Annotated in this window: 30 protein-coding genes and 2 tRNA genes; 21 read left to right on the forward strand and 11 right to left on the reverse strand. The window is 63.3% G+C overall.

Features of this window, described 5'->3' with window-relative positions; translation table 11 throughout:
• Nucleotides 1-26: 26 nt before the first annotated feature.
• From P8Q88_RS05465 to P8Q88_RS05510, 10 genes are all read left to right on the forward strand, one after another.
• A complete protein-coding gene (locus P8Q88_RS05465) occupies nucleotides 27-959 on the forward strand; it encodes an MBL fold metallo-hydrolase (protein ID WP_278322840.1) in 933 nt (310 codons plus the stop codon).
• Nucleotides 956-1,405 (forward strand): YeeE/YedE family protein, encoded by a 450-nt coding sequence (locus P8Q88_RS05470; RefSeq protein WP_278322841.1) that lies wholly within the window; start codon nucleotides 956-958, stop codon nucleotides 1,403-1,405. Before P8Q88_RS05465 ends, P8Q88_RS05470 begins: the two co-directional genes overlap by 4 nt.
• Entirely contained in the window at nucleotides 1,402-1,821 is a 420-nt protein-coding gene (locus P8Q88_RS05475; RefSeq protein ID WP_278322842.1) for a DUF6691 family protein, read from the forward strand. Before P8Q88_RS05470 ends, P8Q88_RS05475 begins: the two co-directional genes overlap by 4 nt.
• A complete protein-coding gene (locus P8Q88_RS05480; protein ID WP_278322843.1) occupies nucleotides 1,821-2,231 on the forward strand; it encodes a protein tyrosine phosphatase family protein in 411 nt (136 codons plus the stop codon). Before P8Q88_RS05475 ends, P8Q88_RS05480 begins: the two co-directional genes overlap by 1 nt.
• 20 nt (nucleotides 2,232-2,251) lie before the next feature.
• Nucleotides 2,252-3,475: an NAD(P)/FAD-dependent oxidoreductase gene (locus P8Q88_RS05485; RefSeq protein ID WP_278322844.1), complete on the forward strand. Its 1,224-nt coding sequence runs from the start codon at nucleotides 2,252-2,254 to the stop codon at nucleotides 3,473-3,475.
• A 38-nt stretch (nucleotides 3,476-3,513) separates the two neighbouring features.
• Entirely contained in the window at nucleotides 3,514-5,271 is a 1,758-nt protein-coding gene (locus P8Q88_RS05490; protein ID WP_278322845.1) for a SulP family inorganic anion transporter, read from the forward strand.
• Nucleotides 5,272-5,341: 70 nt separating this feature from the next.
• Nucleotides 5,342-6,784 carry a cytochrome ubiquinol oxidase subunit I gene (locus P8Q88_RS05495; RefSeq protein WP_278322846.1) on the forward strand — a complete coding sequence of 481 codons (1,443 nt, stop codon included), beginning with the start codon at nucleotides 5,342-5,344 and terminating at the stop codon, nucleotides 6,782-6,784.
• Nucleotides 6,784-7,779, forward strand: a complete 996-nt coding sequence (cydB, locus tag P8Q88_RS05500; RefSeq protein ID WP_278322847.1) for a cytochrome d ubiquinol oxidase subunit II — start codon at nucleotides 6,784-6,786, stop codon at nucleotides 7,777-7,779. Before P8Q88_RS05495 ends, cydB begins: the two co-directional genes overlap by 1 nt.
• Nucleotides 7,779-7,907, forward strand: coding sequence for a DUF2474 domain-containing protein (locus tag P8Q88_RS05505; protein WP_278322848.1), 129 nt, complete (start codon nucleotides 7,779-7,781; stop codon nucleotides 7,905-7,907). Before cydB ends, P8Q88_RS05505 begins: the two co-directional genes overlap by 1 nt.
• A complete protein-coding gene (locus tag P8Q88_RS05510; RefSeq protein ID WP_278322849.1) occupies nucleotides 7,892-8,071 on the forward strand; it encodes a hypothetical protein in 180 nt (59 codons plus the stop codon). The genes P8Q88_RS05505 and P8Q88_RS05510 overlap by 16 nt, the downstream gene beginning before the upstream one ends.
• Here the strand turns inward: P8Q88_RS05510 and P8Q88_RS05515 are convergent.
• A tRNA-Thr gene (locus tag P8Q88_RS05515) sits at nucleotides 8,042-8,117 on the reverse strand. The genes P8Q88_RS05510 and P8Q88_RS05515 overlap by 30 nt on opposite strands.
• Before the next feature lie 20 nt (nucleotides 8,118-8,137).
• Nucleotides 8,138-8,211 (reverse strand) — tRNA-Cys (locus tag P8Q88_RS05520).
• A 126-nt stretch (nucleotides 8,212-8,337) separates the two neighbouring features.
• On the opposite strand from P8Q88_RS05520, the gene P8Q88_RS05525 reads away from it, so the two are divergent.
• Nucleotides 8,338-9,117, forward strand: coding sequence for an acyl-CoA thioesterase (locus P8Q88_RS05525; protein ID WP_278322850.1), 780 nt, complete (start codon nucleotides 8,338-8,340; stop codon nucleotides 9,115-9,117).
• A 361-nt stretch (nucleotides 9,118-9,478) separates the two neighbouring features.
• Here the strand turns inward: P8Q88_RS05525 and P8Q88_RS05530 are convergent, their stop codons facing one another.
• The 7 genes from P8Q88_RS05530 to P8Q88_RS05560 all read right to left on the reverse strand — a co-directional run bounded on the left by P8Q88_RS05530 (nucleotide 9,479) and on the right by P8Q88_RS05560 (nucleotide 14,555).
• Nucleotides 9,479-9,832 (reverse strand): hypothetical protein, encoded by a 354-nt coding sequence (locus P8Q88_RS05530; protein WP_278322851.1) that lies wholly within the window; start codon nucleotides 9,830-9,832, stop codon nucleotides 9,479-9,481.
• Nucleotides 9,833-9,894: 62 nt separating this feature from the next.
• Complete coding sequence (locus P8Q88_RS05535; protein WP_278322852.1) at nucleotides 9,895-10,404, reverse strand: hypothetical protein; 510 nt, start codon at nucleotides 10,402-10,404, stop codon at nucleotides 9,895-9,897.
• Between the two features lie 35 nt (nucleotides 10,405-10,439).
• The gene (locus tag P8Q88_RS05540) at nucleotides 10,440-11,141 is read right to left on the reverse strand and encodes an imm11 family protein (protein WP_278322853.1); all 702 of its coding nucleotides are present in this window, start codon (nucleotides 11,139-11,141) and stop codon (nucleotides 10,440-10,442) included.
• Between the two features lie 54 nt (nucleotides 11,142-11,195).
• Nucleotides 11,196-11,555, reverse strand: coding sequence for a hypothetical protein (locus P8Q88_RS05545; RefSeq protein ID WP_278322854.1), 360 nt, complete (start codon nucleotides 11,553-11,555; stop codon nucleotides 11,196-11,198).
• 162 nt (nucleotides 11,556-11,717) lie between these two features.
• The gene (locus tag P8Q88_RS05550; RefSeq protein ID WP_278322855.1) at nucleotides 11,718-12,509 is read right to left on the reverse strand and encodes a crotonase/enoyl-CoA hydratase family protein; all 792 of its coding nucleotides are present in this window, start codon (nucleotides 12,507-12,509) and stop codon (nucleotides 11,718-11,720) included.
• Complete coding sequence (locus P8Q88_RS05555) at nucleotides 12,496-13,248, reverse strand: winged helix-turn-helix domain-containing protein (protein WP_278322856.1); 753 nt, start codon at nucleotides 13,246-13,248, stop codon at nucleotides 12,496-12,498. Before P8Q88_RS05555 ends, P8Q88_RS05550 begins: the two co-directional genes overlap by 14 nt.
• A 110-nt stretch (nucleotides 13,249-13,358) precedes the next feature.
• Nucleotides 13,359-14,555, reverse strand: a complete 1,197-nt coding sequence (locus P8Q88_RS05560; RefSeq protein WP_278322857.1) for an LL-diaminopimelate aminotransferase — start codon at nucleotides 14,553-14,555, stop codon at nucleotides 13,359-13,361.
• A 134-nt stretch (nucleotides 14,556-14,689) separates the two neighbouring features.
• Between P8Q88_RS05560 and P8Q88_RS05565 the strand changes: the two genes are divergently transcribed.
• The 8 genes from P8Q88_RS05565 to P8Q88_RS05600 all read left to right on the forward strand — a co-directional run bounded on the left by P8Q88_RS05565 (nucleotide 14,690) and on the right by P8Q88_RS05600 (nucleotide 21,863).
• Entirely contained in the window at nucleotides 14,690-16,567 is a 1,878-nt protein-coding gene (locus P8Q88_RS05565; RefSeq protein WP_278322858.1) for a PHA/PHB synthase family protein, read from the forward strand.
• A gap of 107 nt (nucleotides 16,568-16,674) precedes the next feature.
• The gene (locus tag P8Q88_RS05570; RefSeq protein ID WP_278322859.1) at nucleotides 16,675-17,523 is read left to right on the forward strand and encodes a phasin family protein; all 849 of its coding nucleotides are present in this window, start codon (nucleotides 16,675-16,677) and stop codon (nucleotides 17,521-17,523) included.
• A 208-nt stretch (nucleotides 17,524-17,731) separates the two neighbouring features.
• On the forward strand, nucleotides 17,732-18,094 hold the full coding sequence (gene clpS, locus P8Q88_RS05575; RefSeq protein ID WP_278323629.1) for an ATP-dependent Clp protease adapter ClpS: 363 nt from the start codon (nucleotides 17,732-17,734) through the stop codon (nucleotides 18,092-18,094).
• A 4-nt stretch (nucleotides 18,095-18,098) separates the two neighbouring features.
• On the forward strand, nucleotides 18,099-18,605 hold the full coding sequence (locus tag P8Q88_RS05580; protein ID WP_278323630.1) for a DUF427 domain-containing protein: 507 nt from the start codon (nucleotides 18,099-18,101) through the stop codon (nucleotides 18,603-18,605).
• A gap of 81 nt (nucleotides 18,606-18,686) precedes the next feature.
• Nucleotides 18,687-19,913: an LptF/LptG family permease gene (locus tag P8Q88_RS05585; RefSeq protein WP_278322860.1), complete on the forward strand. Its 1,227-nt coding sequence runs from the start codon at nucleotides 18,687-18,689 to the stop codon at nucleotides 19,911-19,913.
• Nucleotides 19,914-19,920: 7 nt separating this feature from the next.
• Nucleotides 19,921-21,018, forward strand: a complete 1,098-nt coding sequence (gene lptG, locus P8Q88_RS05590) for an LPS export ABC transporter permease LptG (protein WP_278322861.1) — start codon at nucleotides 19,921-19,923, stop codon at nucleotides 21,016-21,018.
• A complete protein-coding gene (locus P8Q88_RS05595) occupies nucleotides 21,015-21,533 on the forward strand; it encodes a GNAT family N-acetyltransferase (RefSeq protein WP_278322862.1) in 519 nt (172 codons plus the stop codon). Before lptG ends, P8Q88_RS05595 begins: the two co-directional genes overlap by 4 nt.
• Before the next feature lie 72 nt (nucleotides 21,534-21,605).
• On the forward strand, nucleotides 21,606-21,863 hold the full coding sequence (locus P8Q88_RS05600) for a hypothetical protein (RefSeq protein ID WP_278322863.1): 258 nt from the start codon (nucleotides 21,606-21,608) through the stop codon (nucleotides 21,861-21,863).
• A 1-nt stretch (nucleotide 21,864) separates the two neighbouring features.
• On the opposite strand, the gene P8Q88_RS05605 is transcribed toward P8Q88_RS05600, so the two are convergent.
• Complete coding sequence (locus P8Q88_RS05605) at nucleotides 21,865-22,962, reverse strand: fatty acid desaturase family protein (protein WP_278322864.1); 1,098 nt, start codon at nucleotides 22,960-22,962, stop codon at nucleotides 21,865-21,867.
• Between the two features lie 179 nt (nucleotides 22,963-23,141).
• Between P8Q88_RS05605 and P8Q88_RS05610 the strand changes: the two genes are divergently transcribed.
• Together P8Q88_RS05610 and P8Q88_RS05615 are read left to right on the forward strand one after the other, a co-directional pair.
• Nucleotides 23,142-24,281 (forward strand): N-acetyltransferase, encoded by a 1,140-nt coding sequence (locus tag P8Q88_RS05610; RefSeq protein WP_278322865.1) that lies wholly within the window; start codon nucleotides 23,142-23,144, stop codon nucleotides 24,279-24,281.
• Between the two features lie 118 nt (nucleotides 24,282-24,399).
• The gene (locus P8Q88_RS05615) at nucleotides 24,400-24,837 is read left to right on the forward strand and encodes a response regulator (protein WP_278322866.1); all 438 of its coding nucleotides are present in this window, start codon (nucleotides 24,400-24,402) and stop codon (nucleotides 24,835-24,837) included.
• A gap of 273 nt (nucleotides 24,838-25,110) precedes the next feature.
• Here P8Q88_RS05615 and P8Q88_RS05620 read toward each other — a convergent pair whose 3' ends face one another.
• Nucleotides 25,111-25,857, reverse strand: coding sequence for a Crp/Fnr family transcriptional regulator (locus P8Q88_RS05620; protein ID WP_278322867.1), 747 nt, complete (start codon nucleotides 25,855-25,857; stop codon nucleotides 25,111-25,113).
• Nucleotides 25,858-25,973: the final 116 nt, after the last annotated feature.

Consider the following 25,973-nt stretch of genomic DNA (forward strand, 5'->3'; position numbering starts at 1 on the left):
ATTTTATGTAATCAAAGGAGTATGCCATGTCTGATCCAGACGTGAACCTTCAGGCTGCGGCCGAACAGATCAGGCGGGCGCAAGCGGAGAAGTCGCTTCGCCCCTCAATTACAGGCTTTTTCGACGAGGCAACTAATACGGTCAGCTATGTGGTCCATGATCCCGCCACAGGCGAGGCTGCCGTCATCGATTCGGTTCTCGATTACGAAGCGGCTTCAGGGCGAACATCGAATGGCTCTGCCGATCTCATCATCGAATACGTCACTTCGCATAATTTGAAAGTGACCTGGCATATCGAAACCCATGCCCATGCCGATCACATTTCGGCTGCCCCCTACCTTCAGGAGAAACTCGGGGGGAAGCTCGCGATCGGGAAAGATATCATTCGCGTGCAGGAGGTGTTCGGAAAACTGTTCAACGCCGGGAGCGATTTCGAGCGCGACGGATCGCAATTCGATCACCTCTTCGTTGACGGCGAGACGTTCAGATTGGGCGAGATCGAAGGCATCGCGCTGCACGTGCCCGGGCATACACCGGCAGACATGGCCTTCATCATCGGCGATGCGGCCTTCGTCGGCGACACTATTTTCATGCCTGACTTCGGCACGGCGCGTGCCGATTTCCCCGGTGGCGATGCGCGCGAACTGTTCCGGTCGATCCGGCGCCTCCTGTCGCTGCCGGATGAGACGAGATTGTTCCTGTGCCACGATTACAAGGCTCCGGGCCGCAATGAATACGCCTGGGAAACCACCGTCAAGCAGCAGCGGACAAGCAATGTGCACGTAAAGGACGGTGTGACCGAGGACGAGTTCGTCGAGATGCGCACTTCGCGCGACAAGACGCTGGCCATGCCCAACCTCATCATGCCGTCGGTGCAGGTGAACATCCGCGGCGGCCGCCTGCCTGAGCCGGAGGATAATGGTGTCAGCTACATCAAGATCCCGGTGAACGCTGTATGACGCTTGCGGCTTATCCGGACGCGGCGCCGCTGGCGGGCCTAATAGGCGGTGTGCTCATCGGGCTTGCGGCGGCGCTGATGCTGCTCGGGATCGGCCGCATTGCGGGCGTTTCGGGCATCGCTGCGCGGGCAACGGGTCTTGCCGACAGCAGCCTGCCGCGCACTTCGGCCTGGGCCTTTGTCATCGGCCTGCCGCTCGGTGCGCTTATCGTATTGGTCGCCAAAGGTGGATTGCCCGCGAACTTCGCATCGCCAGTCTATCTCGTGATCGCCGGCCTGATCGTGGGCATAGGCACGCGCCTTGGCAGCGGCTGTACCAGTGGGCACGGCGTATGCGGCATGAGCCGTTTCTCGCAACGCTCGATCATCGCGACACTCAGCTTCATGATTACCGGAATTGGTACCGTCGCTGTGATGAATGCGATGGGACTGGATGTGCTTCCATGAACGGGCGCATTCTCGTTCCGGCCCTTTCAGGCTCGATCTTCGGTGCGGGCCTTGCGCTTGGCGGCATGACCGATCCCGCGCGGGTGCGCGGTTTTCTCGACATCTTCGGCGATTGGGATCCGACGCTGGCCTTTGTCATGGGCGGCGCGGTTCTGGTGATGGTCGTTGCCTGGCAAATCCAACCCAAGCTCACCGAGCCATTGTTTGGCGGCGGCTTCGCCCTGCCCGGAACCCAGGACCTGACTCCGCGACTGATCGGCGGATCGGCGCTCTTCGGAATAGGATGGGGCATCGCCGGCCTGTGCCCTGGACCCGGGATCGCCGCGCTTGTGATCGAGCCGATTTCCGCCGCGATCTTTGTCGGCGCGATGCTCGCGGGGATGTTGCTCGCGCGACTTTTCGAAAGGAATGCCTGATGGAGATCCGTGAAGTCACTCCGAATTTTGCCGTCGCGCCGCAAATGCAGCCCTCTGATTTGGCAACCCTCGCAGAGCGCGGTTTCGTGGCGATAATCTGCAATCGCCCTGATGGAGAAGAGGCGGGCCAGCCGAGCATCGAGGAGATGCGCGCCGCGGCCGAGGGCAATGGGTTGGCCTTCCATCATATCCCCGTGTCGGGTGGGGCATTTCCCGCCGCAGCCATCGCCGCGTTCCGGTCCGTCCGCCGCGGGACCGAGGGCCCTTTGCTGGCCTTCTGCCGCACCGGGACGCGGTCGATCACACTCGATACGCTCGCAAACCCTGACGATCTCGATCCGAGCGAACGCCTCACGCGAGCTGCCGCCGCTGGCTACGACCTCACCGATCTCAGCGACAAGCTCATCTAGCCAATCTCGGGAGAGCCACCATGCCCGGCTCACATACAATAGTAATCGTAGGCGGCGGTGCTGCCGGGATCGCAACCGCCGCTTCTCTCCTCAAACGGCGCTCCGGTCTCGACATCGCAATCATCGAGCCCGCCGATACCCACGCCTATCAGCCTGGCTGGACGATGGTCGGCGGCGGTATCTTCAAACCGGAAGTCACCCGCCGCAGCATGGCGAGCGTGATGCCCAAAGCGGTCACCTGGATTCGGCAGGCGGCAAAATCCTTCCAGCCGGAAGCCAATGAAGTGACGCTAGAGGGCGGCTCTATCGTCCGATACGAGGCGCTGGTGGTGGCCCCGGGCATCCGCCTGGCATGGGAGAAGATCGAAGGTCTCGAGGACACGCTCGGCAAAAACGGTGTTACGTCGAACTATCGCTACGACCTTGCCCCCTACACCTGGGAGCTCGTCCAGAAGCTCAGGAGCGGCCGCGCGATTTTCACGCAGCCCCCTATGCCGATCAAATGCGCCGGCGCGCCGCAGAAGGCGATGTATCTCTCCTGCGATCACTGGCTGCGGGCAGGCGTGCTCCGGGATATCGACGTCGAATTCTGCAATGCGGGCGGCGTGCTGTTCGGTGTGGCGGATTATGTGCCCGCGCTGATGGGCTATATCGAGAAATATGGTGTGGACCTCAGCCTTGGCCATACCCTCGTTTCAGTCGATGGTCCTGCGCAAGAGGCCGTCTTCATGACTGACGAGGGGGAAGTTTCGCGCGAATTCGACATGCTGCATGTCGTCCCCCCGCAAGTCGCGCCGCAGTTTCTTTCCGACAGCCCGCTGGCTGCCGAGAGCGGCTTTACCGACGTCGATCAGCACACCCTGCGTCACAATCGCTACGACAATGTCTACGGGCTTGGCGATGCGGGTTCGATGCCCAATGCGAAAACAGCCGCCGCTGTCCGCAAACAGTCACCTGTCGTGGCGGTCAACGTCTTGCAGCAGCTCGATGGTCACGGACCCAGGGCGGGTTATGACGGCTATGGCTCATGCCCCCTCACAGTCGAACGCGGCAAGATCGTGCTTGCCGAGTTCGGCTATGGCGGCAAGCTGATGCCGAGCTTTCCCGAGTGGATCATCGATGGCACCAAACCGCAGCGTCTGTCGTGGATGCTGAAAGCCGACGTACTGCCCTGGATCTACTGGAACGGGATGCTCAAGGGCCGCGAGTGGCTGGCGGGTCCGGGCGGCCTGATCGCCCAATAGATCGAGTGGCAAGGCGATAGAAACGAGGCCTTGAAGGAATGCTTTCTCGCTATCTTCCCATCCTGGAATGGGGTCGGACCTACGATCGCAGCGTCCTGACCGACGATCTCATGGCGGCGGTGATCGTCACCGTGATGCTGATCCCACAGAGCCTCGCCTACGCGCTGCTCGCGGGACTTCCGCCGGTCGTTGGCCTCTATGCCTCGATCCTGCCGCTCGTTCTCTATGCGATCTTCGGCACGAGCCGCACGCTCGCCGTCGGCCCTGTCGCAGTGATCTCGCTGATGACGGCGTCGGCCGCAGGCGCGGTCGCGCAGCAAGGCACAGCGGAATATCTCGAAGCGGCGATCACACTCGCCATGCTGTCCGGTGTCATGCTGGCGATCCTCGGTTTCCTGCGCGCCGGTTTCCTGGCAAATCTGCTCTCACACCCGGTGATCAGCGGCTTTATTACCGCATCGGGAATCCTGATCGCCACGAGCCAGCTAAAGCACATCCTCGGCATTCGTGCGGGTGGCGACAATTGGCCCGAGATGCTGGGCTCGCTCGGCAACACGATTGCAGACGTGAATGCCTGGACGCTTGCGATCGGCATTCCGGCGACGCTGTTCCTGTTCTGGGTGCGAAAAGGTGCGAAGCCTGCGCTCCAGCGCATCGGCATGCCGGAACGTGCAGCCGACACGACCGCAAAGGCCGGACCGGTGGTCGCGGTGGCGCTGACGATTCTTGCAGCCGTGCTGTTCGACCTGGGTGAAAAGGGCGTCAGCCTCGTCGGCGCGATCCCGCAGGGCCTCCCGCCGTTTGCGGTGCCGAGCACCGATGTGGCTCTCATCGAGAAGCTTTGGGTCCCGGCCCTGCTCATCTCGATCATCGGCTTTGTCGAAAGTGTCTCGGTGGCGCAGACCCTTGCCGCCAAGCGTCGTCAGCGCATTTCCCCCGACCAAGAACTGATCGGCCTCGGCGCAGCCAATATCGCCAGCGCATTTTCGGGTGGCTATCCGGTTACGGGCGGTTTCGCGCGTTCGGCCGTCAACTTCGATGCTGGCGCGCAGACACCCGCAGCCGGCGCCTACACCGCGATTGGCATTGCGCTGGCGACGCTGTTCCTGACTCCGCTGCTGTTCAGCCTGCCGATCGCAACCCTTGCTGCGACGATCATCGTCGCAGTCCTGAGCCTCGTCGATCTGAAGACACCGGGGCGGTTGTGGCGCTATTCGAAGGCCGATTTCGCTGCGCATATCGCGACGATCGCAATCACCCTTCTGGCCGGCGTCGAATTGGGTGTGATCGCAGGGGTTGTCGTTGGTCTGCTGCTGTACCTGTGGCGTGCCAGTCGCCCGCATGCGGCTATCGTCGGGCGGGTCCCGGAAACCGAACACTTCCGCAATGTCGAGCGGCACAAGGTCATCACCGCACCTCACATCCTGTCGATCCGCATCGACGAGGCGCTGACCTATCTCAACGCGCGCTGGCTGGAGGAATATGTGCTGGAGGAGGTCGCCGACCGTCCGGCGGTCCGGCACGTGATCCTGATGTGCAGCGCGGTGAATGCAATCGATGCTTCGGGCCTGGAAAGCCTCGAGGCAATCAATCACCGGCTTGGGGACGGCAAGATCGGACTGCATCTCTCCGAGGTCAAAGGGCCGGTGATGGACCGGCTGAAACGATCACATTTCATCGAGGAGCTCAACGGGCAGGTATTTCTCTCGCAGTCCAGGGCCTTCGATAAGCTGGTTCTGGACGACGGGACGCCGCCCGAGCCTCATGATCAATATCTGGCCCGGGGTCTCATCTGATGCCTGCGACACGACACCTGTTTCCAAATTCGCACGGTCTGCGGCGGCTTAAGTGAGGTAAGGGTTACCCATGTTCGATCAGTTAGATGCCCTGCTGCTGGCACGGATCCAGTTCGCCTTCACGGTCAGCTTCCACTTCTTCTTTCCGGCCTTCTCCATCGGACTGGCGAGCTACCTCGCGGTGCTGGAGGGCCTGTGGCTGAAGACCGGCAGGCAGGTCTATCTCGATCTGTTCAAATACTGGCTCAAGATCTTCGCCATCGCCTTTGCCATGGGCGTCGTCTCGGGCATCGTGATGAGCTATCAGTTCGGCACCAATTGGTCGGTGTTTTCCGACGTCGCCGGGCCGGTCATCGGGCCGCTGATGGCCTATGAGGTCCTGACCGCCTTCTTCCTCGAGGCGGGCTTCCTCGGCGTCATGCTGTTCGGCATGAACAAGGTGGGCAAGAGGCTGCACTTCACGGCCACCTTGATGGTCGCTCTCGGCACTTTCGTATCGGCCTTCTGGATCCTGTCGGTGAACAGCTGGATGCAGACGCCCGTCGGGCATGTACTGGGGGAAAACGGCCAGTTCCTGCCGAGCGACAGCTGGTGGGACATCGTTTTCAATCCGAGCTTCCCGTATCGTCTCGTGCATACGGTGATGGCGGCTTACCTCACTACGGCCTTCGTGGTCGGCGGCGTGGGCGCATGGCACCTTCTGAAAGACAAGACGAATATCCACGCCCGCAAGATGTTCTCGATGGCGATGTGGATGGCGGCGATCGTCACTCCGCTGCAGATCTTTGCCGGCGACATGCACGGCCTCAACACGCTCGAGCACCAGCCCGCCAAGGTCATGGCGATGGAAGGCCATTTCGAAAGCCATCCCGACGGCGCGCCCCTGATCCTGTTCGGCATCCCGGACAGCGAGGCGAAGACCGTTCGCTATGCGATCGAGATACCCAAGTTGTCATCGCTGATCCTGAAGCACGATCTGAACGCCCCTATGGACGGTCTCGACACGATCCCGGATGATGAAGAGCCGCCGGTGGGCATGGTCTTCTGGTCCTTCCGCATCATGGTGGGGATCGGCTTTGCGATGCTCGGCGTAGGGCTCTGGAGCCTTTACGCACGCTGGCGCAAGCGGCTTTACGACTGGCCTCTGTTGCACAAGGCCGCGCTCGCCATGGCGCCTTCCGGGTTCGTTGCCGTCCTTGCCGGATGGATCACGACCGAGGTCGGCCGCCAGCCCTATGTGATCTACGGCCTCTTGCGCACTGCCGACGCGGCAAGTCCGCTGGATGCGCCGGCTGTCGCCGCCTCGCTGCTGGCCTTCATTCTCGTCTACTTCACCGTTTTCGGGATCGGCGTCTGGTACATCCTGCGCCTGATGGGCAAGACACCGCATGTCGGCGAGGTCGGGGTCAAGCGCGGTGACACCGGGCCGATCCGGACCGCGGGCATCACCCCGGGTCCGACTCAGAACCCCGGCCATGAAGAGACGTTGCCGAGCGAGAAGGAGGACGCGTGATGGATCTCACGATAATCTGGGCCTTCATCATCGCCTTTGCCGTTTTCGCCTATGTCGTGATGGACGGGTTCGACCTGGGCATCGGCATCCTGTTCCCGACGATCCGCGTCGGGCAGGGCCGCGATCGGGCGATGAATTCGATCGCCCCGGTCTGGGATGGAAACGAGACGTGGCTCGTGCTCGGAGGCGGCGGACTGTTTGCCGCCTTCCCGCTCGCCTATGCGGTCATCCTGCCGGCCACCTATCCGCTGATAATCGCCATGCTGCTGGGCCTCGTGTTTCGGGGCGTCGCCTTCGAATACCGTTGGCGCGATCCGGGGCACCGGGCGTTCTGGGACGCCGCCTTCGCCGGCGGCTCGCTCGTCGCGGCCATGGCGCAGGGCATGACGCTCGGTGCTTTGCTGCAGGGTATCGACGTGGTTGATCGCAGCTATGCCGGCAGCTGGTTCGACTGGCTCACCCCATACACCCTGCTGTGCGGGCTTGGCGTGGTTGCAGGCTACGCCCTGCTCGGCAGCACGTGGCTGATCTGGAAACTCGACGGCGGCGCACAGAAACATGCGCGCTATCTCGCCCTGCGGTCGGCCATCGCGACGCTCATCCTGATGGGAGCGGTCAGCCTCTACAACGTTTTCCTCAATGCCGAATACGCCGCGAGGTGGCTGACGGAACCCGAGATCTATTTCGCCGCGCCGGTTCCCATCCTGACCGGGATAATCGCGCTGTCGATGATCCAGGCCATCAGGAAGGACCGGAACAGCAAGCCGTTCTGGCTTTCGATTGCGCTGTTCTTTTTCGGCATGGCCGGACTTGGCGTCACAATGTGGCCCTATGTCGTGCCGCCGGGAGTAACGATCTGGGATGCTGCGGCGCCTGAGAAGAGCCAGATCTTCATGCTGATCGGCGTGGCGATCACGATGCCGCTTATCATCGCCTACACGGCCTGGGCGTATTGGGTGTTCAGGGGCAAGGTCGCCGACGAGGGCTACCACTGATGCTCGCGCCGCGGGAGCCACAGCAACCTCTGTGGAAGCGACTCGCCTGGATGGCCGGAATCTGGCTGGCGAGCGTCACGGTGCTCGGTCTCGTCGCGTGGATCATCCGCCTGTGGCTGGCACCCTGAATGAAAGCGAAGGTCTCGACGACCCGGTTGGCATCTCCACCGGAGATGCGCTGTTCGTCGATGATGTCGGATGCGCCGAATACTTACTCGACCGCAAGCGCCAAGAGGCGGGGGGAGAGTTTGAAAAGAGGCAGTGGTGCCGCTTACGTGACTCGAACACGTGACCCCATCATTACGAATGATGTGCTCTACCAACTGAGCTAAAGCGGCACATTCCCGGCAGCGGGAAGTGGAGGCCCGAGCCGGAATCGAACCGGCGTGCAAGGATTTGCAGTCCTCTGCGTAACCACTCCGCCATCGGGCCTCGCCTTCCCTCTCGGGAAGGAAGCGGCGCACTAGCGATTCTGCAGAGCAAAGGCAATCGGCTTGATCGCGCCTTACGTAACGTCAGTCTGGACGGCGCGCCCCGGAGCCGCAATGACACCATCCTATGAGCCTTGCCAATCTTATAGATCCGATCACTGCGGAGGGCGGCGCCACCCGCTTCACCGGCCTCGACAACTGGATGCAGGGGCGCACGCTGTATGGCGGTGCCTCGGCGCTGATCGCCTATCTTGCCGCAGTCCGCGCCTTCCCCGACCTGCCGCCGCTGCGGGCAGGACAAGTGGCTTTCGTCGCGCCGACCGGACCGGAGGTCGAGCTCAGACGCGAGATCGTGCGGCAGGGGCGCAATGTCGCGCAGGTGCGCAGCGAAATCTGGTGCGAGGGCAAATGCAACCTCACCGCTTTCTGGCTGTTCGGCACCGCACGCGAGCCCAACGCCGTGCATCCCGCCGCCCCGGTCGAGGACTGGCCCGGCGCGCCGGAAGAGCAGGAGCCGGCGATGAAAGGCAAGGGGCCGGCCTTCATCCAGAACAATTTCGAGATCCTGCGCGCGCAGGAGATGCGCGGGCCGGGCGACCCGGTGGTACGCCGCTGGGGGCGGCTGACCGACCGCGAGGGCCTCGATCCGGTCAGCGAGCTGATCCTGCTCGGCGATGTCCTGCCGCCCGGCGCGATGCGGGCGATGGAGCGGCAGGGCCCGATCAGCTCGATCAACTGGTCGTTCAACCTGCTCGACACCGACCCGGTCACGCGCGACGGCTGGTGGCTGAGCGAGAATGCCAGCCAGCATGCCGACGCCGGCTATTCGAGCGAGCGGCTGCGCCTGTGGAATGCGGACGGCAAACAGGTGCTCGACGGGATGCAGTGCGTGGCGGTGTTCGGCTAGGGCGACACTCCGGCGACGAAGGCGACACCCTGTCGCCTGCCCCATATTGCCTGCAAGTCCCTGTCGTGGAACGCAAAATCCGGGGCTCAAGACGGGCGACACCGGGCATCGTGCCCCCCCGCTAGCGGTTCTTCCCCGCCTTGGTCTTCGTGCGCGCCCTGTGTTCGGACTCAACACTCGGCCGCCAGTCCTGCGGTCCCTGCTCACCCCGGTCGGCCAGCGCGGCCAAATCCTCTGGCGCGTAGGCAGTCGCGGGGTCGCTCGAGTAAGCTGGTCTGCGCACGAGGCTGTGGCGCAAGGCGAGCATCGCCAGCGTCAGCCGCTCGTCGTATTTGCGCGAGGCGCCGACCAGCTCGCCATTTTAAAAATGCGGGGCCTCGACGCCGTTGAGCGCGCGGTCCAGCGCCGCCTCTGCCAGCACATCGAAGCGCGTGGCGAAGGCCGCCTCCCAGGCCTTGTCGAACGGCGTGCCGCGCGGCCGCGCGCGCAGCTTGTAGGCCGATTGGCGCCCCATCCCCACCGCCCGCGCAGCGGCAGAGACATTGTGGGTGGCGCCAAGCTCGCGCAGGAACGCGGCCTGCCGCGCGGGCGTCCAGCCATCGTGGCGAGCCGCGTCGGTTGGGGCCTCAGATGCCTGTTCGATGGTTGCGGGGAGCGCATCGGCAGCGGGATCGCCGTCAAGCGCGAACGAGGAGGGGTGCGGATGTTTCGTCATCCGCGAGGTTAAGGCAAATTCGGTGTGAGTAGGAAAGGGGTTCCTGCCTTGCCGAGCGCAATTCAGTTTTCGCGCGCGCCGTACACCGCCTCGTCGACCACGAGTGAGATGTCGTCCCGGTAGGTGGCCCAGTTCTGGAGACAATTCCAGGCAGCGCCCGTGGTACCCGGGGGCACGAGCGAAAGAACGCGCGTTCCATAATCGCTTTCCCCGAGGCGAAAGTGCGCAGGATTGGCCCGACAGATCCGCATCGCCTGCGCCAGGGTTCGCCCTTTGCATCGATCTTGCTCGCGCGTTTCATGCCGGTTGGATGCTTCCTGGACGCCAAGGGTCGCAAGCGGCACGACCAGTGCGAGCGTCAGGCTGCGCAAGTCGGGATCGCGCTGCAATCGGAGCTGCGCCCCGATACCGATGACGATCAGCACGCCGACGACGCCACGGAGCGCATGGAATAGCCAGTCGGCTTTCTCGCAAGGCGGCAGCCCGAACCGCGGCAGGTAATCGAGAACTAGGCGCCCCGCGACAAACAGCAGGATCGCGGCAGCGAGAAGCCATGCCGACCTGATCACCATCAAACGCAGACCATTCTGCCGGGGAATGGGACCGGTCAAAGCGCGCCCTGCTCTTTCCAATATTGATAGGTCTGGATGTACTTCTCTTTGACATCGCCCTTCTGCGGCCGGTGCAGCGGCGAGAACATCAATCCGGTGAGCTTCGCCGCCCAGATCGCATCCACCAGCCGTCCGTCGAAGATTGGATAGGGCGTGTAGTCGAGCAGATAGAAGGCCAGCGCATCTTCGGCACCGGGAAGCAGCGTCAGGCGATTGAGCGTCCTGATCCTGTGGCTGTAAACCTCCTGCTTCAGGGACGGATCGTAAAATCGCCCGGCCAGTTCGAAAACGGAAGTATCCCGATCGAAATCGGTCACCACCCGTTTCACTTTGCCGAGCCAGTATGTTCCGACCTCGTACTTCGCCGGGCCCGACGTATCGCATTCCACGAAGTCGAAGGCGGCTGGATCCATGCCATGCAAGAGCTGCCGCGCCCGGTCCGATAGAACCCAGCGGTCGAAGCCATAGAAATCCAGCGGCTTGTTGCGCAGCGCAATCCGCACGCGCGGCGTTTCCGCATATCGGGGCAGGCCGAACTGCGTTTCGAAATGATTGCCGGTCTGCCTGTGTCCGACCATGCCCGACCGATCGGCCTCGCGTCGCAGCCTGTCCTCCTCGAACAGCTCGAAATCGGACGGGTTTCGCAGATGGGTGGGAGACGCGATGAACAGGCGCCTTGCCGCGCCGGCCTCGCTCACCGCGCAGCCCCGCAATATTTCCGGCTCGCCGGCACGGGCACTTCTCTCGCCAGTTTATTGACCGACACGCCTCGGCGCCCATGCAGGGTATGGGCCCGACCAGTTGAAATTGCCGATTTCGATCAGACCGTCGCGCACATGTAGCGTGGCGCCTCCCCCTTCGAATGGTGCCCCAGCAGGCTCGTCGTAATAGCTGCACCACCAGTTGACGGTGTAGCTTTGCGATCCCCGGTTGCGCATGAGCGCCCCCACGTCGCAATCCCTGGTTTTCTCGAAAATTTCCTCGACACTGTCTTCGAGGTTGCTCGGTGTTTGCCTGGCTCGGAATTCGGGGTCGTACTGCACCTGGGAATGAGAATTCGCCTTGAGATAGGCCGTGTCCCGGGCAAGGATCGCAGCGAGGTATGCTCGCATCAGCTCCTCGTCGATTCGAGAATCTGTCGCAGGTGCGGCGACCGTCAGTGCCGCTGCAAAAACCGAACCGAGCATTTGCTATGCGTCCCTAGAATGCAATTTCGGTCGAACTAGCAGGTTCGCCTGAAGACCGCTATCGCAAGTTGTCAGCCGCCTGGCGAGCTACGCAAACTTAGGCGCCCTTTTCTGCATCTCCGCCATCACCGCTTCGATCTGGTTCGGCTTGCGGATGATCCCGTCCTGCTCGCGGCTTTCGGCGAGGAGGATTCCGTCCTCGCCCTCCTCGTGCATTACCTTGAACAGGCGCTTGGCGCCGCGGATGGCCTCGGGGTTTTTGTTCGCGATCACGGTGGCGAGCTCGGTCGCGCGGGCGAGCGGATCGTCACAGACCTCGGTGGCGAGGCCCAGCTCTTTTGCCTCGGCACCGGTGAATTCGCGATTGGTGTAGGTGAGTTCGCGCAGCACGTCGTCGCGCACCAGCCCGCGCCACAGGGCATAGCCGCCCATGTCGGGCACGAGGCCCCATTTCATCTCCATCACCGCCATGCGCGTGGCGGGATGGACCACGCGGATGTCCGCGCCGCTGGCGATCTGCAGGCCGCCGCCGAAACACACGCCGTGGACCGCGGCGATCACCGGCACGGGGCACTTGCGCCAGGTCATCGCGACTTCCTGCGCGCGATTGGCATTGCCGTGGGTGCGCTCCGCCAGGCTGCCCGAGCCGGTCGGATCGCCGCCGAAGCTGTTGGTGTCGAGCCCGGCGCAAAAGGCGCGGCCTTCGCCCGAGAGGACGACTGCACGCAGGCCCTCCATGCTGCGGACCGCCTCGCCCGCCTCGATGATGGCTTCGAATTGCGCGGGGTCGAGCGCGTTCATCTTGTCGCCGCGCGTGAAGCGCACCTGCGCAACGCCATCGCTGCCCAGATCGATGGAAATGCGGTCATTCGGCTGCATGCTTGGATCCTCTCAGCTCTTGCGCGTCGACACCGTTGCCGATTGCAACCCTTCTGTCCAGCATCGCACCGTCCGACCGCGTCGATCCGGCCGCACGGACGGCTTGCGGTCTGCCCAGCTGGTACCCGCCGTCGGGGTGCGTGCGGACCAGCCAGGCGCAGTGCGAGATCGCCAGCTTGGCGCGCAGGCGCGAGACGTGGACCTCGAGCGAATTGGTTTCGGGAACATGCTCCATCCGCCACACGTCGGCCAGCAATTCGCGGCGCGACAGCCGGGCGAAGGGGGTTTCGGCGAGGCGCCAGAGCAGGGCGAATTCGCGCGGGTGAAGGCCCAGCCAGCGGTCCCCCGCCCGCGCGTCGCGATAGAACAGGTCGAGCACCAGCGGTCCCGCCCGCCGTTCGCGCGGCATGCTGCGGGCGAAGGCCTTGAGGCGAATGAGGCGCGAGGCGAGTTCGACCAGCGCGATATTCATGCCGACCGCATCGCCGAACCCGGCATCGAGCAATCGCGTGCGATCGCGGGCATCGTCCGCGCCGACGACGACGACGGTTGCGGGATGGCGAATTTCGCCCCAGTCGCGGGGGCGCTCGCCGGCGCGCCAATCGAGCACGCAGGGGACGCCGCCATCCACCGACCGGCAACCCGCGGCGGGCGCGCGCGTCCAGGCGAGCAGGCGCAGGTCCCAGCGCGCAGGCGGACGGCACGCCCGCGACAGCCAGATGAAGGAGGGGAGGCTCACGCCTGCCTCTTAGCTGGCTAGCTGCAATCGCAAAATTGCGGCGAAACCCTACCCCTCGGCTCGGGAACCATGCGGAACTCGCACTCGGAAACTGCCCTGCGGCGAGCAAGTCAGGCGGGTTGGTCGGCCCGATGCTCGGCGAGGAATTTCTTGATGTTGCGCGCAGCCTGGCGGATGCGCTGCTCGTTCTCGACCATGGCGATGCGGACATAGCCCTCGCCCTCCTCGCCGAAGCCCACCCCGGCGGCGACTGCGACTTCGGCATGCTGCAGCAATTGCTTGGAGAATTCGAGGCTGCCCATGTGCTCGAAACCCGGCGGCAGCTTGGCCCAGGTGAACATGCTGGCGGGCGGATTGGGAATCGGCCAGCCTGCGCGGGTAAAGCTTTCGACCATCACGTCGCGCCGCTGCTGGTAGCGCAGGCGGTTCTGCTCGACCACATCCTGCGGCCCGTTCAGCGCGGCGCAGGCGGCGGCCTGGATCGGAGTGAAGGCGCCATAGTCGAGATAGCTCTTCACCCGCGTCAGCGCGGCGATCAATTGCTGGTTGCCGACGCAAAAACCGATCCGCCAGCCGGCCATGGAAAAGGTTTTCGACATGGATGTAAATTCGACCGCAACGTCCTTCGCCCCAGGCACTTCGAGAATCGAGCGGGTCGGCTTGCCGTCGTAGTAGAGCTCCGAATAGGCGAGGTCGGACAGGACCCAGACGCTGTTGTCGCGCGCCCATTCCACCAGCCGCTCGTAGAAGGCGAGGTCGACGGTCTCGGCGGTCGGATTGCTGGGATAATTGACCACGAGCACGGTCGGGCGCGGCACGGTATAGGCCATCGCATTGTCGAGCGCCTTCCAGTAATTCTCGTCCGGCGTGGTCGGCACGCTGCGGATCGTGGCTCCGGCGATCATGAAGCCATAGGTGTGGATCGGATAGGCCGGGCTCGGCGCGAGGATCACGTCACCCGGCGCGCTGATCGCGGTGGCCATGGAGGACAGCCCCTCTTTCGAGCCCATCGTCACCACCACCTCGGTTGCCGGGTCGAGCTCGACTCCGAAGCGCCGCTGGTAATAATTCGCCTGGGCGCGGCGCAGGCCGGGAATGCCCTTGGACTGCGAATAGCCATGCGCGGTGGGCTTGGCCGCGACCTCGCACAGTTTGTCGATCACATGCTGAGGCGGCGGCTGGTCGGGATTGCCCATGCCCAGGTCGATGATGTCGCGCCCAGCCTGCCGCGCCGCATGCCGCATCGCGTTCACTTCCGCGATGACATAGGGGGGCATGCGCTTGATGCGGTAGAATTCTTCGGACATTCGGGGCCTTTCGGGCGTTGTTTCGTGATACTGATTACCTATTCATGCGACGGGCGCAAACGCCTCGCGTGCATGGCGCGGCGGATTATCCTAACAGGCGGCAAACCCGTGCTTGCCTGACCCGAGGAACCACGATGAACGACGACGGACCCGATCCCTTCACCAACCTCTACGAAGCACCGACCAAGCTCGCGCGCGCGATGTTCGCGCCGCTGCAGGAGACGATGGCGGGCGGCATGACGGGCGACACGCCGATGAAGCCGGAAGACGCGCAGCATTGGGCCGAGGTCGGCGCGAAGCTGCAGACCATGTGGTTGCAGTATCAGGCCGAACAGCTCGCCAATCCGCAGGCCATGGCACCCTATTTCGATCCCACGCGCTGGCAGCGGCTGGCGCAGGACTGGTTCCGCCAGATGCCGCTGGCTGACCCCGCCCAGCAGCAGCAGCTGATGCAGGACGGCATGCAGCTGTGGCAGCAGGTGCTGGGGCAATACGGCCTGGGCGAGATGGCAGGCGTGCCCGCGGACGATCCCGAAATGCCCATCAAAGACCGGCGCTTCTCCGATCCCAAATGGCGCGCCCATCCTGCCTTCGCGCTGATCCACCAGACATATCTGTTCCTGGCCCAGCGCGTCGCCGATATGGTCGACCAGATGGAGGGGCTGAGCGAAGACAAGCGCGAGCAGCTGCGCTTTACCACCAAGGCCATCACCGAGGCGGCGAGCCCGGCGAATTTTCCGCTGCTCAACCCCGTCGTGATGGAGCGCACGCTGGAAACGCGCGGCGACAATCTGGTGAAGGGTATGGAGCACCTTCTGGCGGACCTCAGGCGGGGGCAACTTTCCCACACCGACGCCAGCGCCTTCACCCTTGGCGAGAATATCGCGGTGACGCCCGGCAAGGTCGTGCACGAGACGCCGCTCTACCAGTTGATCCAGTATTCGCCCTCCACCGAAGAGGTGCTGGCGACGCCGCTGGTGATCTTCCCGCCGTGGATCAACCGCTTCTACATCCTCGACCTCAATGCGAAGAAGAGCTTCGTCAAATGGGCGGTCGACCAGGGCGTGACCGTCTTCATGGTCAGCTGGAAATCGGCCGATGCCAGCATGAAGGACGTGGTCTGGGACGACTACGTCCGCGCCCAGATCGACGCCATAGATCATATCCGCGCTCGGCTGGACGTGCCCAGCGTGCACACGATCGGCTATTGCGTGGCCGGCACGACCCTTGCGGCAACGCTGGCCCTGCTCCACCGCCGGGGCGAACAGGACAAGGTGAAGAGCGCAACCTTCTTCACCGCGCAGGTCGATTTCGAGAAGGCGGGCGAATTGCTCAACTTCGTCGACGAACAGCAGCTGGGTATGGTCAAGGCGATGAGCGCGGACGGCTATCTCGACGGGCGCTACATGGCTGCGACGTTCAATCTGCTGCGCGGCACCGACCTGATCTGGAATTATGTCGTCAACAACTACCTGCTGGGCGAAGACTATCCGGCCTTCGACCTGCTGCACTGGAACGGCGACGTCACCAACCTGCCGGCCAAGTGGCACCAGCAGTATCTGCGTGATCTCTACAAGGACAACCGGCTGGTCGAAGCCGATGCGCTGAGCGTCGACAATACGCCGATCGATCTGGGCCTTGTCGAAACGCCTGCCTACGTCCAGGCCGGCAAGGAAGACCATATCGCGCCGGCCGAAAGCGTATGGAAGATCCGCGAACATTTCCGGGGGCCGATCAAATTCGTGCTCGCCGGTTCGGGCCACATCGCGGGCGTCGTCAATCCTCCGGACGCGGGCAAATACCAGTATTGGCTCAATGACGGCGATCCGCGCTCGCTGGCGGAATTCCGAGAAGGGGCGGTCGAACACCCCGGCAGCTGGTGGCCAGACTGGATCGACTGGTTGCGCGCTCAGGACGCCGAAACGGTGCCCGCAAAGGGCAAGCGCAAGCCGGGCGGAAATGGCGACAAGGTGATCGAGGATGCACCGGGACGCTACGTCGCCACGCGTTAACCTATTGAAATAACAATTCATCGCGCTTTATTGTGCACTGCACAAAAAGTGCTTGACTTCGCACCTGCAATCTCTATTTTGTGCACTGCAACAAAAGCGAGGTTCCCATGGCTGACAGCCAAAGCAAAATCGATGCGGCCGCCGAGAAGGCTTTTGCCGAGGCCGCGGAAAAGAAGACCGCCGAGGCCGCCAAGGCTGGCGTAAGCGCGAAGGCTGTAGAGGAGGCTGTCGAAGCGGATAGGACTGCCCCGGTGAAGACCGACAAGGTTGCCGAGGCCGTTGCCGCGCCTGCCACCGAGGCCGCTTCGAAAAAGGCCCCGGCCAAGAAGGTCGCTGCCAAGAAGGCTGCGCCGAAAAAGGCCAAGCCGAAGAAGGCTGCTGCCAAGACCGTCGCCAAGAAAAAGGCTCCGGCCAAGAAGCCGGTCGCCGCGAAAAAGACTGCGGCCGCCCCCAAGAAGGCGGCCACCACCAAGACCACCCCGATTTCCAAGCTGAAGGAAAATATCATGGCCACTGCCAAGAACGCCAAGACCACCGACTACACTGCCAAGGCCAAGGAAGTTGCTGCCGACATGCAGACCCGCGCCAAGGCCGCCTACGACAAGGGCACCGAGCTGACCAAGGACGCCGTCGAGTTCCAGAAGGGCAATTTCGAAGCTCTTGTGGAAAGCGGCAAGATCCTCGCTTCGGGCATGCAGGACATGGGCCGCACCTATGTCGAGGAAGCCAAGACCGCTGCCGAGACCGTCCAGGCCGACGTCAAGAAGTTCGCCGCCGTCAAGTCGCCGACCGAGCTCTTCCAGCTGCAGGGCGAAATCGCCCGTCGCAACTTCGACGCGATGGTCAAGACCACTTCGAAGAACACCGAAGCCATGCTCAAGCTCGCCAACGAAGCTTTCGCTCCGGTTTCGAACCGCATGAGCCTCGCCGCCGAAAAGGTCCGCAAGGCCGCCTAAGCGACACACACCAGCTTCAATCCGCCGGGCACTCTCTCCTCTCTCCCTCGCCCGGCGATTGGACAACCCGGGCCGGTTGGCATTGCGCCAGCCGGCCCATTTTTTCGTCCGGAACTCGCGCCGTTTCTGCGCTTTCTTAACCTGCAAACGGCCTAAGAGCGCCGAGCCGCCTTGCGATTTTGCAATGCGTTACGATAATGGGCCTGCAATGATCGAGTGCTTCACCCCCTCCAGCGTCCGCGCCGCCGAAGGCGACGATGACGCGCGCGATGGCGAAGGCCAGGTCGGCATCGCCACCAAGACGCGGACCAAGCCGAAGAAGCCCAGCCAGTATAAGGTGCTGCTCCTGAACGACGATTACACGCCTATGGAATTCGTCGTAATCGTGCTCAAGCGCTTCTTCCGAATGGATATGGAAGAGGCGACCCGCGTGATGCTGCACGTCCACCAAAAGGGCGTCGGCGTATGCGGCATCTTCCCCTACGAAGTGGCCGAGACCAAGGTGAACCAGGTGATGGATTTCGCTCGCCAGAACCAGCACCCGCTGCAATGCACGCTCGAAAAGGCATGACACGATAGCCCTCCCAGGCCATCCTGACCCTGATCCGCCCTCACCGGGGCAGGAGAGCGTCTGGGACTATCCCCGGCCGGCGATCGCCGAACGCACCGACCGCCATATCGTTATCCGCCACCGCGGCATGACCCTGGTTGATACACGCAATGCGTGGCGCACGCTCGAGACCAGTCACCCGCCGACCTATTACATCCCGCAATCCGACGTCGCGATGGATCACCTCTCGCCGAACCCCCGCCGATCGCTTTGCGAATGGAAGGGCCAGGCACGATACTGGGATGTCGAGATCGGCGGCGAGCGGATCGAGGCGGCCGGCTGGTCCTATCCCGAACCGACAGCGTCCTTTGCCGGGATCGCTGGCCATATCGCTTTCTACCCCGAGCCCTTCGACGAGGTGCTGGTCGATGGCGAGCAGGTTGTCCCGCAACCGGGCGGATTTTACGGCGGCTGGATCACGAGCCGCGAGGCTGGTCCGTTCAAGGGCATTCCCGGCAGCCGCTTCTGGTAAGCCGCATCATCAGCATTGGGGCATGACCTTGCCGACAATTCACGCTAGGGCCATGCCGACAGCTTCACTGCCGGTGCCGACGTGCTGAATTTCATCCCCGCCATTGACCGCTACATCCTCCGGCTCGTCATCGTGCCCATGTTCGGCGTGTTCTTCGTCGCGGCGTCGCTGCTAACGCTGGAGAAGATGGGGCGGCTGTTCGAGTTCGTTTCTGTCGAAGGCGGGCCGGTGGGCGTGGTGTTCAAGATGCTCGCCGCGCTGGTGCCGGAATATGCCAGCCTTGCCATACCGCTCGGCCTCCTGCTCGGCGTGCTGCTGGCGTTCCGCAAGCTGGCGACCACCAGCGAGCTCGACGTGTTCCGCGCGGTGGGGCTGGGCTACGGCCGACTGCTGCGCGTTCCCTATCTGCTGACCGCGATCCTGATGGCGGTGAATGTGGCGCTGGTGTTCTACATCCAGCCGATCAGCCGCTATTATTACGAACAGCTGGAATATGATCTGCGGTCTGGGGCGCTCGGGGCGTCGATCAAGGTCGGCGAATTCACCACGCTGGCCGATCGCATGGCGCTGCGTATCGAGCGCAGCGAGGAGGACGGGCGCGAATTGCACGGCATTTTCGCGCGCGTGTCGGACAGCAAGGGCCAGGTGCTGTCGATCTCCGCCAAGCAGGGCGCTTTCCTGGCGACGACCGACGATCCCGATACGATCATCCTGCGCCTGACCGACGGTACAATCGTGCAGGACACCGGCGAGCAGACGCCGCGCGTCCTCACCTTCACCCGCCACGACCTGCCGATCGACCTGCCCGCGATCGAGGCGTTTCGCGACCGCGGCGATGCCGAGCGCGAATATATCCTGCCAGAATTGCTCCGTATCGGCTGGAACCAGGGCACGACCGAGGCCAAGCGCGATGCGAGCCAGGCGAGCTTCAACTTCCGGCTGGTCGAGGTGGTCATGATGGCCATGCTGCCGCTGCTAGCGGTGGCTCTCGGCATTCCGCCAAAGCGATCGACCAGCGCGCTGGGCGTCTTCCTGTCGATCATCATGGTGGTGAGCTATCACAAGGTGAACCAGTATGGAGAGGACGTGGCCGCGCTTGGCCGGGTCGATCCCATCATCGCCCTATGGGGCCCCTTCCTTATTTTCGCCGCGCTGATCGGCTGGATGTACTACCGCGTTGCCTTCGTGCCGGGTGGTCAGGCCATCGGCGCGCTGGAAGTGTGGTTCGCGAAATTGTCCAAGCGTTTGCGCAAGCTGTTCCGACGGCGGCCTGCGCGCACCGGTCTGGTCGCGGCACCGGCGGAATAAGGCCCCGATGCAACTCGATTTCTTTCCCTCGAAGACGCTGACCGTCTATCTGGCGAAGCTCTTCGTCGTGCGGATACTCGCGATGCTGTTCATGCTCGTGCTGGTTCTGATGATGCTCGACCTCTTGTCCAACAGCGGCAAGATCCTGGCGGTGGAGGGCAATGGCCAGGGCGAATTGCTGACTTATGCGGGCTTGCGCATACCCCAGCTGATCCAGAGCTTCCTGCCCTATTCGGTGCTTCTGGCGACGCTCATCACCCTGGTGACGCTGAACCAGAATAGCGAGGTCATCGCGATGAAGGCGGCCGGGCTGTCGGCCCACCAGGTGCTCGCCCCGCTCCTGCTGACGGCAGGGATCGTCTCGCTGCTGAGCTTTGCCTTCAACGAGCGCATCACCACCCGGTCGACGGCAACGCTCAAGGCCTGGGAGGCAGTCGAGTACGGAGCGATCCCGGAGGAATCCGACGTTCGCGCGAATATCTATCTGAGCGATGGGGCAGGCGTGCTCAACGCCGCGAACCTGACCGGGACCGGCGAGAATATCGTGATGCGCGACGTAACCTGGTACGCGCGCAATGCCGAGGGGACGATCCTCGAACAGATCAACGCCGATCGCGCGACCTATGCCGCGCCAGGCTGGCGCCTCGAAGGCGCGGAACGCTTCATGGTGCAGAATGCGGTCAGCGATACGCCAGAGGCGCCGATCGTCGGTGAAGGATTGACGCCCTCCCAGATCGACCTTGCGAAAGTCGATCCGGAAACCCAGCCCTTCTGGGAGCTTTCCGGTTCGATCGACGCATACGAAGCGGCCGGACGCCGCACGGCGGAACTGCGCGCCAAATGGTGGCACAAGATCGCCGGGCCACTGTCCGCCTTCCTGATGCCGCTGCTGGGCGCGGTGGCAGCCTTCGGCCTGGCGCGATCGGGCCAGCTGTTCGTGCGCGCGATCATCGGCATGGCCTTGGGCTTTGCCTATTTCGTGGTCGACAATGCCGCGCTCGCCATGGGCAGTTTCGGTGGCTACCCGCCCTTCCTTGCGGCGTGGGCGCCCTTCCTGCTGTTCGTCCTGATCGGCGAGACCGTGCTGATCCGGACAGAGGAATGAGCGGCTGGCATATTCGGCTCGCGCGGCCGGACGACGCCGAGGCTTACTCCGAGGTCGAGGAGGATGCGGCCGGGCTGCTTCGCGAAGATCCTTCGCTGGTCGGCATCCCCGTCCCGCCGACCGAAGACGCGGCCCATTACCGTAGTCTCATCCGCAGGGGCCATTGTCTGACCGCCTATGAGGGCGAGCGGGTTATCGGCTTTGCCGCGGCCGCCCCGCTCCGGCGCGAATTGCACCTTGCCGAGTTGAGCGTGGCCCGCAGCCACCAGCGCATCGGCGTAGGGGCGACGCTGCTGGAGGCGCTGGCGATCGATGGCCGCAACTCGGGCATGCGGGCCATCACGCTCAACACCTATATCGACATTCCGTGGAATGCGCCCTTCTATGCCCGTCACGGCTTCGTGGAGCTGCAGGATTTCGAAGGCCGCCCGCATCTTGCGCAATCGCTGGAAAAGGCGGTGGCGCTGGGCCTCCCGCGCGAACGCCGTTGCGCGATGATCCGCTTCCTCACCTGAGCGCTGCGCACGGAAGTGCGGAACGGCTGTGCCGATCGAACGTCATGTCAGCGACAGTCGTTGGAGTTACCCATGAAGATTACCACCGCATTCGTAGCCATTCTCCCGGCCTTCGCGCTGGCCGCCTGCGGTTCGGAGCAGCCCGAACCCGACACCAGCTATGAAGAGCAATTGCCTGCTCCGGTGCCCGAAGGCGGCGAGGGGCTGGCCTCGGTACCCGACAACGACAGCATCGAAGGCGGCGCGGACGAGCAGGTCGACGAGCAATATGCAGGCGATGCCCAGTTGCCCGAAAGCATGGATGATACGGCGGCCGACGCCGGGCAGTAGGCTAAGCGGCGCGGCGCCCCATGGTGCTGCGCGCGATCCGCAAAACCAGCACTGCCATGCCCTTGTGGTTCGCCCCGTGATAGGTCGAACCGTCCCCCAGTTCGCGCACCAGCCGACGATGCGCCTCGGGCAGCGAATGATAGGGCATCGAGGGCATCAGATGGTGCAGCGCATGATAGCGCAACCCCACCGGCGCCCAGATTTCCGCCACCAGGCCCGGCGGCGGCACGTTGACGCTGTCGAGAAACTGGGCGGTGACGGTCATCGCCTCGCCCTCGTTCTCCCACAGATGCGCGACCAGCGTGCGCAGCTGGTTGAGCGTCGCAGTCACCGAGACGATCGCGAGAGCTATCAGGATCGGGCGCCAGCCAAGCGCAAAGATGCTGCCGATCAGCAGCCAGGACCATGCGAACCCGCCAAATTCCTGCCAGAAGACACGCTTCTTCAGCGTTCCTTCGGGTGGGCGGCGACGGAACTCGGGATTGATCGCCAGCGCGGAAAAGCGCTGCCACGTCAATTGCCGGATCGGCGGCAGGATCGCACCCAGCGGCACGAGCACCGCGAAGCGGAACAGCAGTGCGACCGGTGCAAGCAGCGCGACAGCCACGAACAGCGGCAGGCTCCACGGCTTCATCAGGGCGAGCGGCAGGTATTCGGGATCTTCCACCGTGCCATACTGCGTGCGCTTGTGGTGCAGCGTGTGCACGCCCTCATACATGAAGGACGGGGTCAGCAGCGGAATTCCCACGAGCACATTCCATGCCGAGCGAAACCCGGGCAATGCATCGCGATGCAGGTGCGAAATCTCGTGAATGAAAAGCAGCGCGCGATAGAGCGACAGGGCCGAAACGATGCCCAGCACCACGGCCGGACCCACGCTGTCCACGAGTATCGCCCCGGCAAGCGCGGCATAGCCCAGCACGGCAGAAACGATCAAGTCGGGCCAGTAGATTGCGGCCCGCGCCTCGGCGATGTCCTTGGTGAGGTCGCGCGCGGCACGCAGCATCGCCTTGTCATCCGGCATCTGCGCGTGCCAGCCCGCGCCGGCATTGCGGCGCGCGACGAGATCGGCAGAGGGAATGGTCTGGTGTGCGGTCATGGCTCCGAATTTCCTGAAAGGCCCCTATCGCAAAAGGGCGGGGGAATACAGCACAGGCTTGCGATCATCGTGATCGACCAAGCACCGATTGCAGGCTGTTTCCTTGACAAAGATCATCAAGCACACAACGGGCTAACCCACGCTGAACGGGAGGCAAGCTCGTGTCGTCGGGCCAGATAGTGATCGAAGAGATTGGGGGCAAGAAGGGGCGCGCGCGCTTTGTCGACCTCGGCAGGTCGTTCGCCGCGCGCGAGCAGCATTCCGTGCCGCAGCTGCGGTCCGAACAACTGGAACTCGTGGACCCGGACAAGAACCCGTTCTTCGGTCATGCCAGCCACCAGTTCTTCATCGCCCGGCGCGATAGTCGCGATGTCGGGCGGATTTCGGCGCATATCGATCGCCTCGCGCTCGAGCTTCCCGCCGAACAGGGAATGGGTCCCGGCACGGGCATGTTCGGCTATTTCGATGCGGAGGACGAAGGCGTGGCGAAGGCTCTGCTCGCCAGGGCCGAGGAATGGCTGCGCGAACAGGGAATGACCCGGGCGCTTGGCCCCATATCCATGTCCGTCTGGGAAGAGCCCGGCCTGCTGGTCAGTGGCCAGGACCATTCACCCATGATCATGATGGGTCACCATCCGGCCGACTATGCGCACTGGATCGAGGCGGCGGGCTATGACCGCGCGAAAACGCTCCTGACCTACGATCTCGATGTGACGCAGGACTTCCCTCCCCTCGTGCGGCGGATCGTACAGTCGGGAGAGCGCAACGATCGCATCCGCATCCGCCCGGTCGACAAGTCGCGATGGGCGCAGGAAGTCGAGATCGTGCTGGCCATCCTCAATGACGCCTGGTCGAAAAACTGGGGTTTCGTGCCCTTCACGCCCGACGAGATCGCCTATGCCGGCAAGAAGCTGAAGCCGATCATCCGCGAGGATATCAACATGATCGCCGAGCTCGACGGTCGTCCGGTCGCCTTCATGCTGACCTTTCCGGACGTCAATCGCGTGCTCAAGGACATCGACGGAAAGCTCTTCCCCTTCGGATGGTTTCGCCTGCTCCGCTGGCTGCGCAAGCCGACCGCGGCCGACATGCGCGTGCCCCTGATGGGTGTGCTGCGCGAATTGCACAATTCGCGGCTGGCAAGCCAGCTGGCCTTCATGATGATCAGCAATATTCGCGACAATGCCGCGAGCCGATATGGCGCGCAGCGCGCCGAGATCGGCTGGATCCTGGACGACAACCAGGGAATGAAGGCCATCGCCGACGCCATCGAGAGCTCGGTCAATCGCGAATACGCGATCTATCGCAAGCGACTCTGATCGCGATAGTTGCACCGGGGCCACGCTGCGTGGCCGTTTGCATTCGGCCCGGAACGGAATGCGGCGATGTGCCGTTGGTCGAGACAGGCACTGGGCCTGACAAGCACTTTATCGGTCTATGGCAAACACTTCCGCTCGAACGAAACCGGCCACAGCCGCGCTGCCCAAGCGCGTGCTGATCGTGGAAGACGATGCCGTGCTGGGCCTGTCGCTGGAACAGGCGCTGGAGGATGCGGGCGTCCGGGATGTCGAGATTTGCGCATCGACCGAAGCGGCGCTCGCGGCATTGCGACGCGAGCGACCCGATGCGATCGTGCTAGACGTGCATCTGGCAGATCGCGACGATGGATGGGCGATCGCGGAAATTGTCAGGACACTCGGCCCCGACAGTCCGCGCATCGTGTTCTCCACCGGCATGCCGCAGGACATTCCCGAAGACATCGCCGAAATGGGCTGCGTTCTCGCCAAGCCCTATGATACGGACACGCTGGTCGACATCCTGCGCGAGCCCAAGCGCCGCGGCCTGATTTCACGCCTGCGTGGCAAGCTCGGCTGACTGGCCGGGCGGTTCCACCCCTCCAGATCTCGAAATAGTCGATTTTGCCCGCTTCGCACGGCAAGCTTCACGGCATTATAAGCTTGAGAGTGCCGACCAAGAAAAAAGGCCTTCACCGGATTTTTCCGGTGAAGGCCTTTCGGGATCGTATCACCAGCCGCTTGGACGGGAGGGGGGTCTCGGCGGTGACATAGACTAAATGGTCGTCCTGAAATGGGGTTCCCTGAAAAATGAAAAATTTTCGCGGGCTGCCCAAAGTCTTCTGAACGACCGTCAAATGAACGGTCGCAGGCTGTTTTCCTCGCGATTGTATTGGGCGACATCGGCTGCAGCGTCGAGGTCGGGAACGCAGATTTCGCGCGACTTCCAGATCACCAGGCCTTCGCGCTCGAGCTGGCGGATCGTCCGGTTGGTATGCACCAGCGACAGACCCAGCATGTCGGCAATCTGGTTCTGCCTGATCGCCAGATGCAGGACATTGTCGCGGGCTGCGAGCCCGGTCTGGAGTGCACGGTCGAGCAGCCAGACGGCAAGATAAGTAACCCGCTCTCGCGCGCTTCGTTGTCCAAGCGCGACGATGTGCTCCTCGAGCAACCGCTCCTCCTTCGCCGCCAGCCAGGTGATGTCGTAGCCCAGTCGGGGATGCTGCGTGAGAAGATCGGTAAAGTCGTCACGCTTGAAGACGCATAGCCGCGTGCCGACAAGGGCTTCGATCGAGTGACCCGCCGGTTCGTCGAAAGCACCCTGCAAACCGGTGAGATCGCCGGGAAACATGAAATTCACGATCTGGCGCCGCCCGTCGTCCAGCGTACGGAACCGAATCATTACCCCTTCAAGAATCGTGTAAAGCCGCTTGCTCTGCTCGCCTTGGATGACCAGCGCCTCGCCATCGTCGACCGCAATCTCGCAATCCTTGAAGCTCGCCATGTAGCCAAGCTGGTGCGGCGACAGGGGCCGAAGACCGCGGCAGGTCTGAAGCGGGCATCCCTCGCACTCATATGGCTCGGCAATCTCACGCATTTTCGCTCCTCCCCCTCGACGCCGCGACCCGACGGCAAAAAAGCCACGCGATGAAACCGTTGGCACCATCGCGGCCCGCCCATTCTAACAGGAACCTTCGTCCATTGAAGGCGTTC

The organism is Qipengyuania marincola (assembly GCF_029688625.1).
Lineage (GTDB): Bacteria > Pseudomonadota > Alphaproteobacteria > Sphingomonadales > Sphingomonadaceae > Qipengyuania.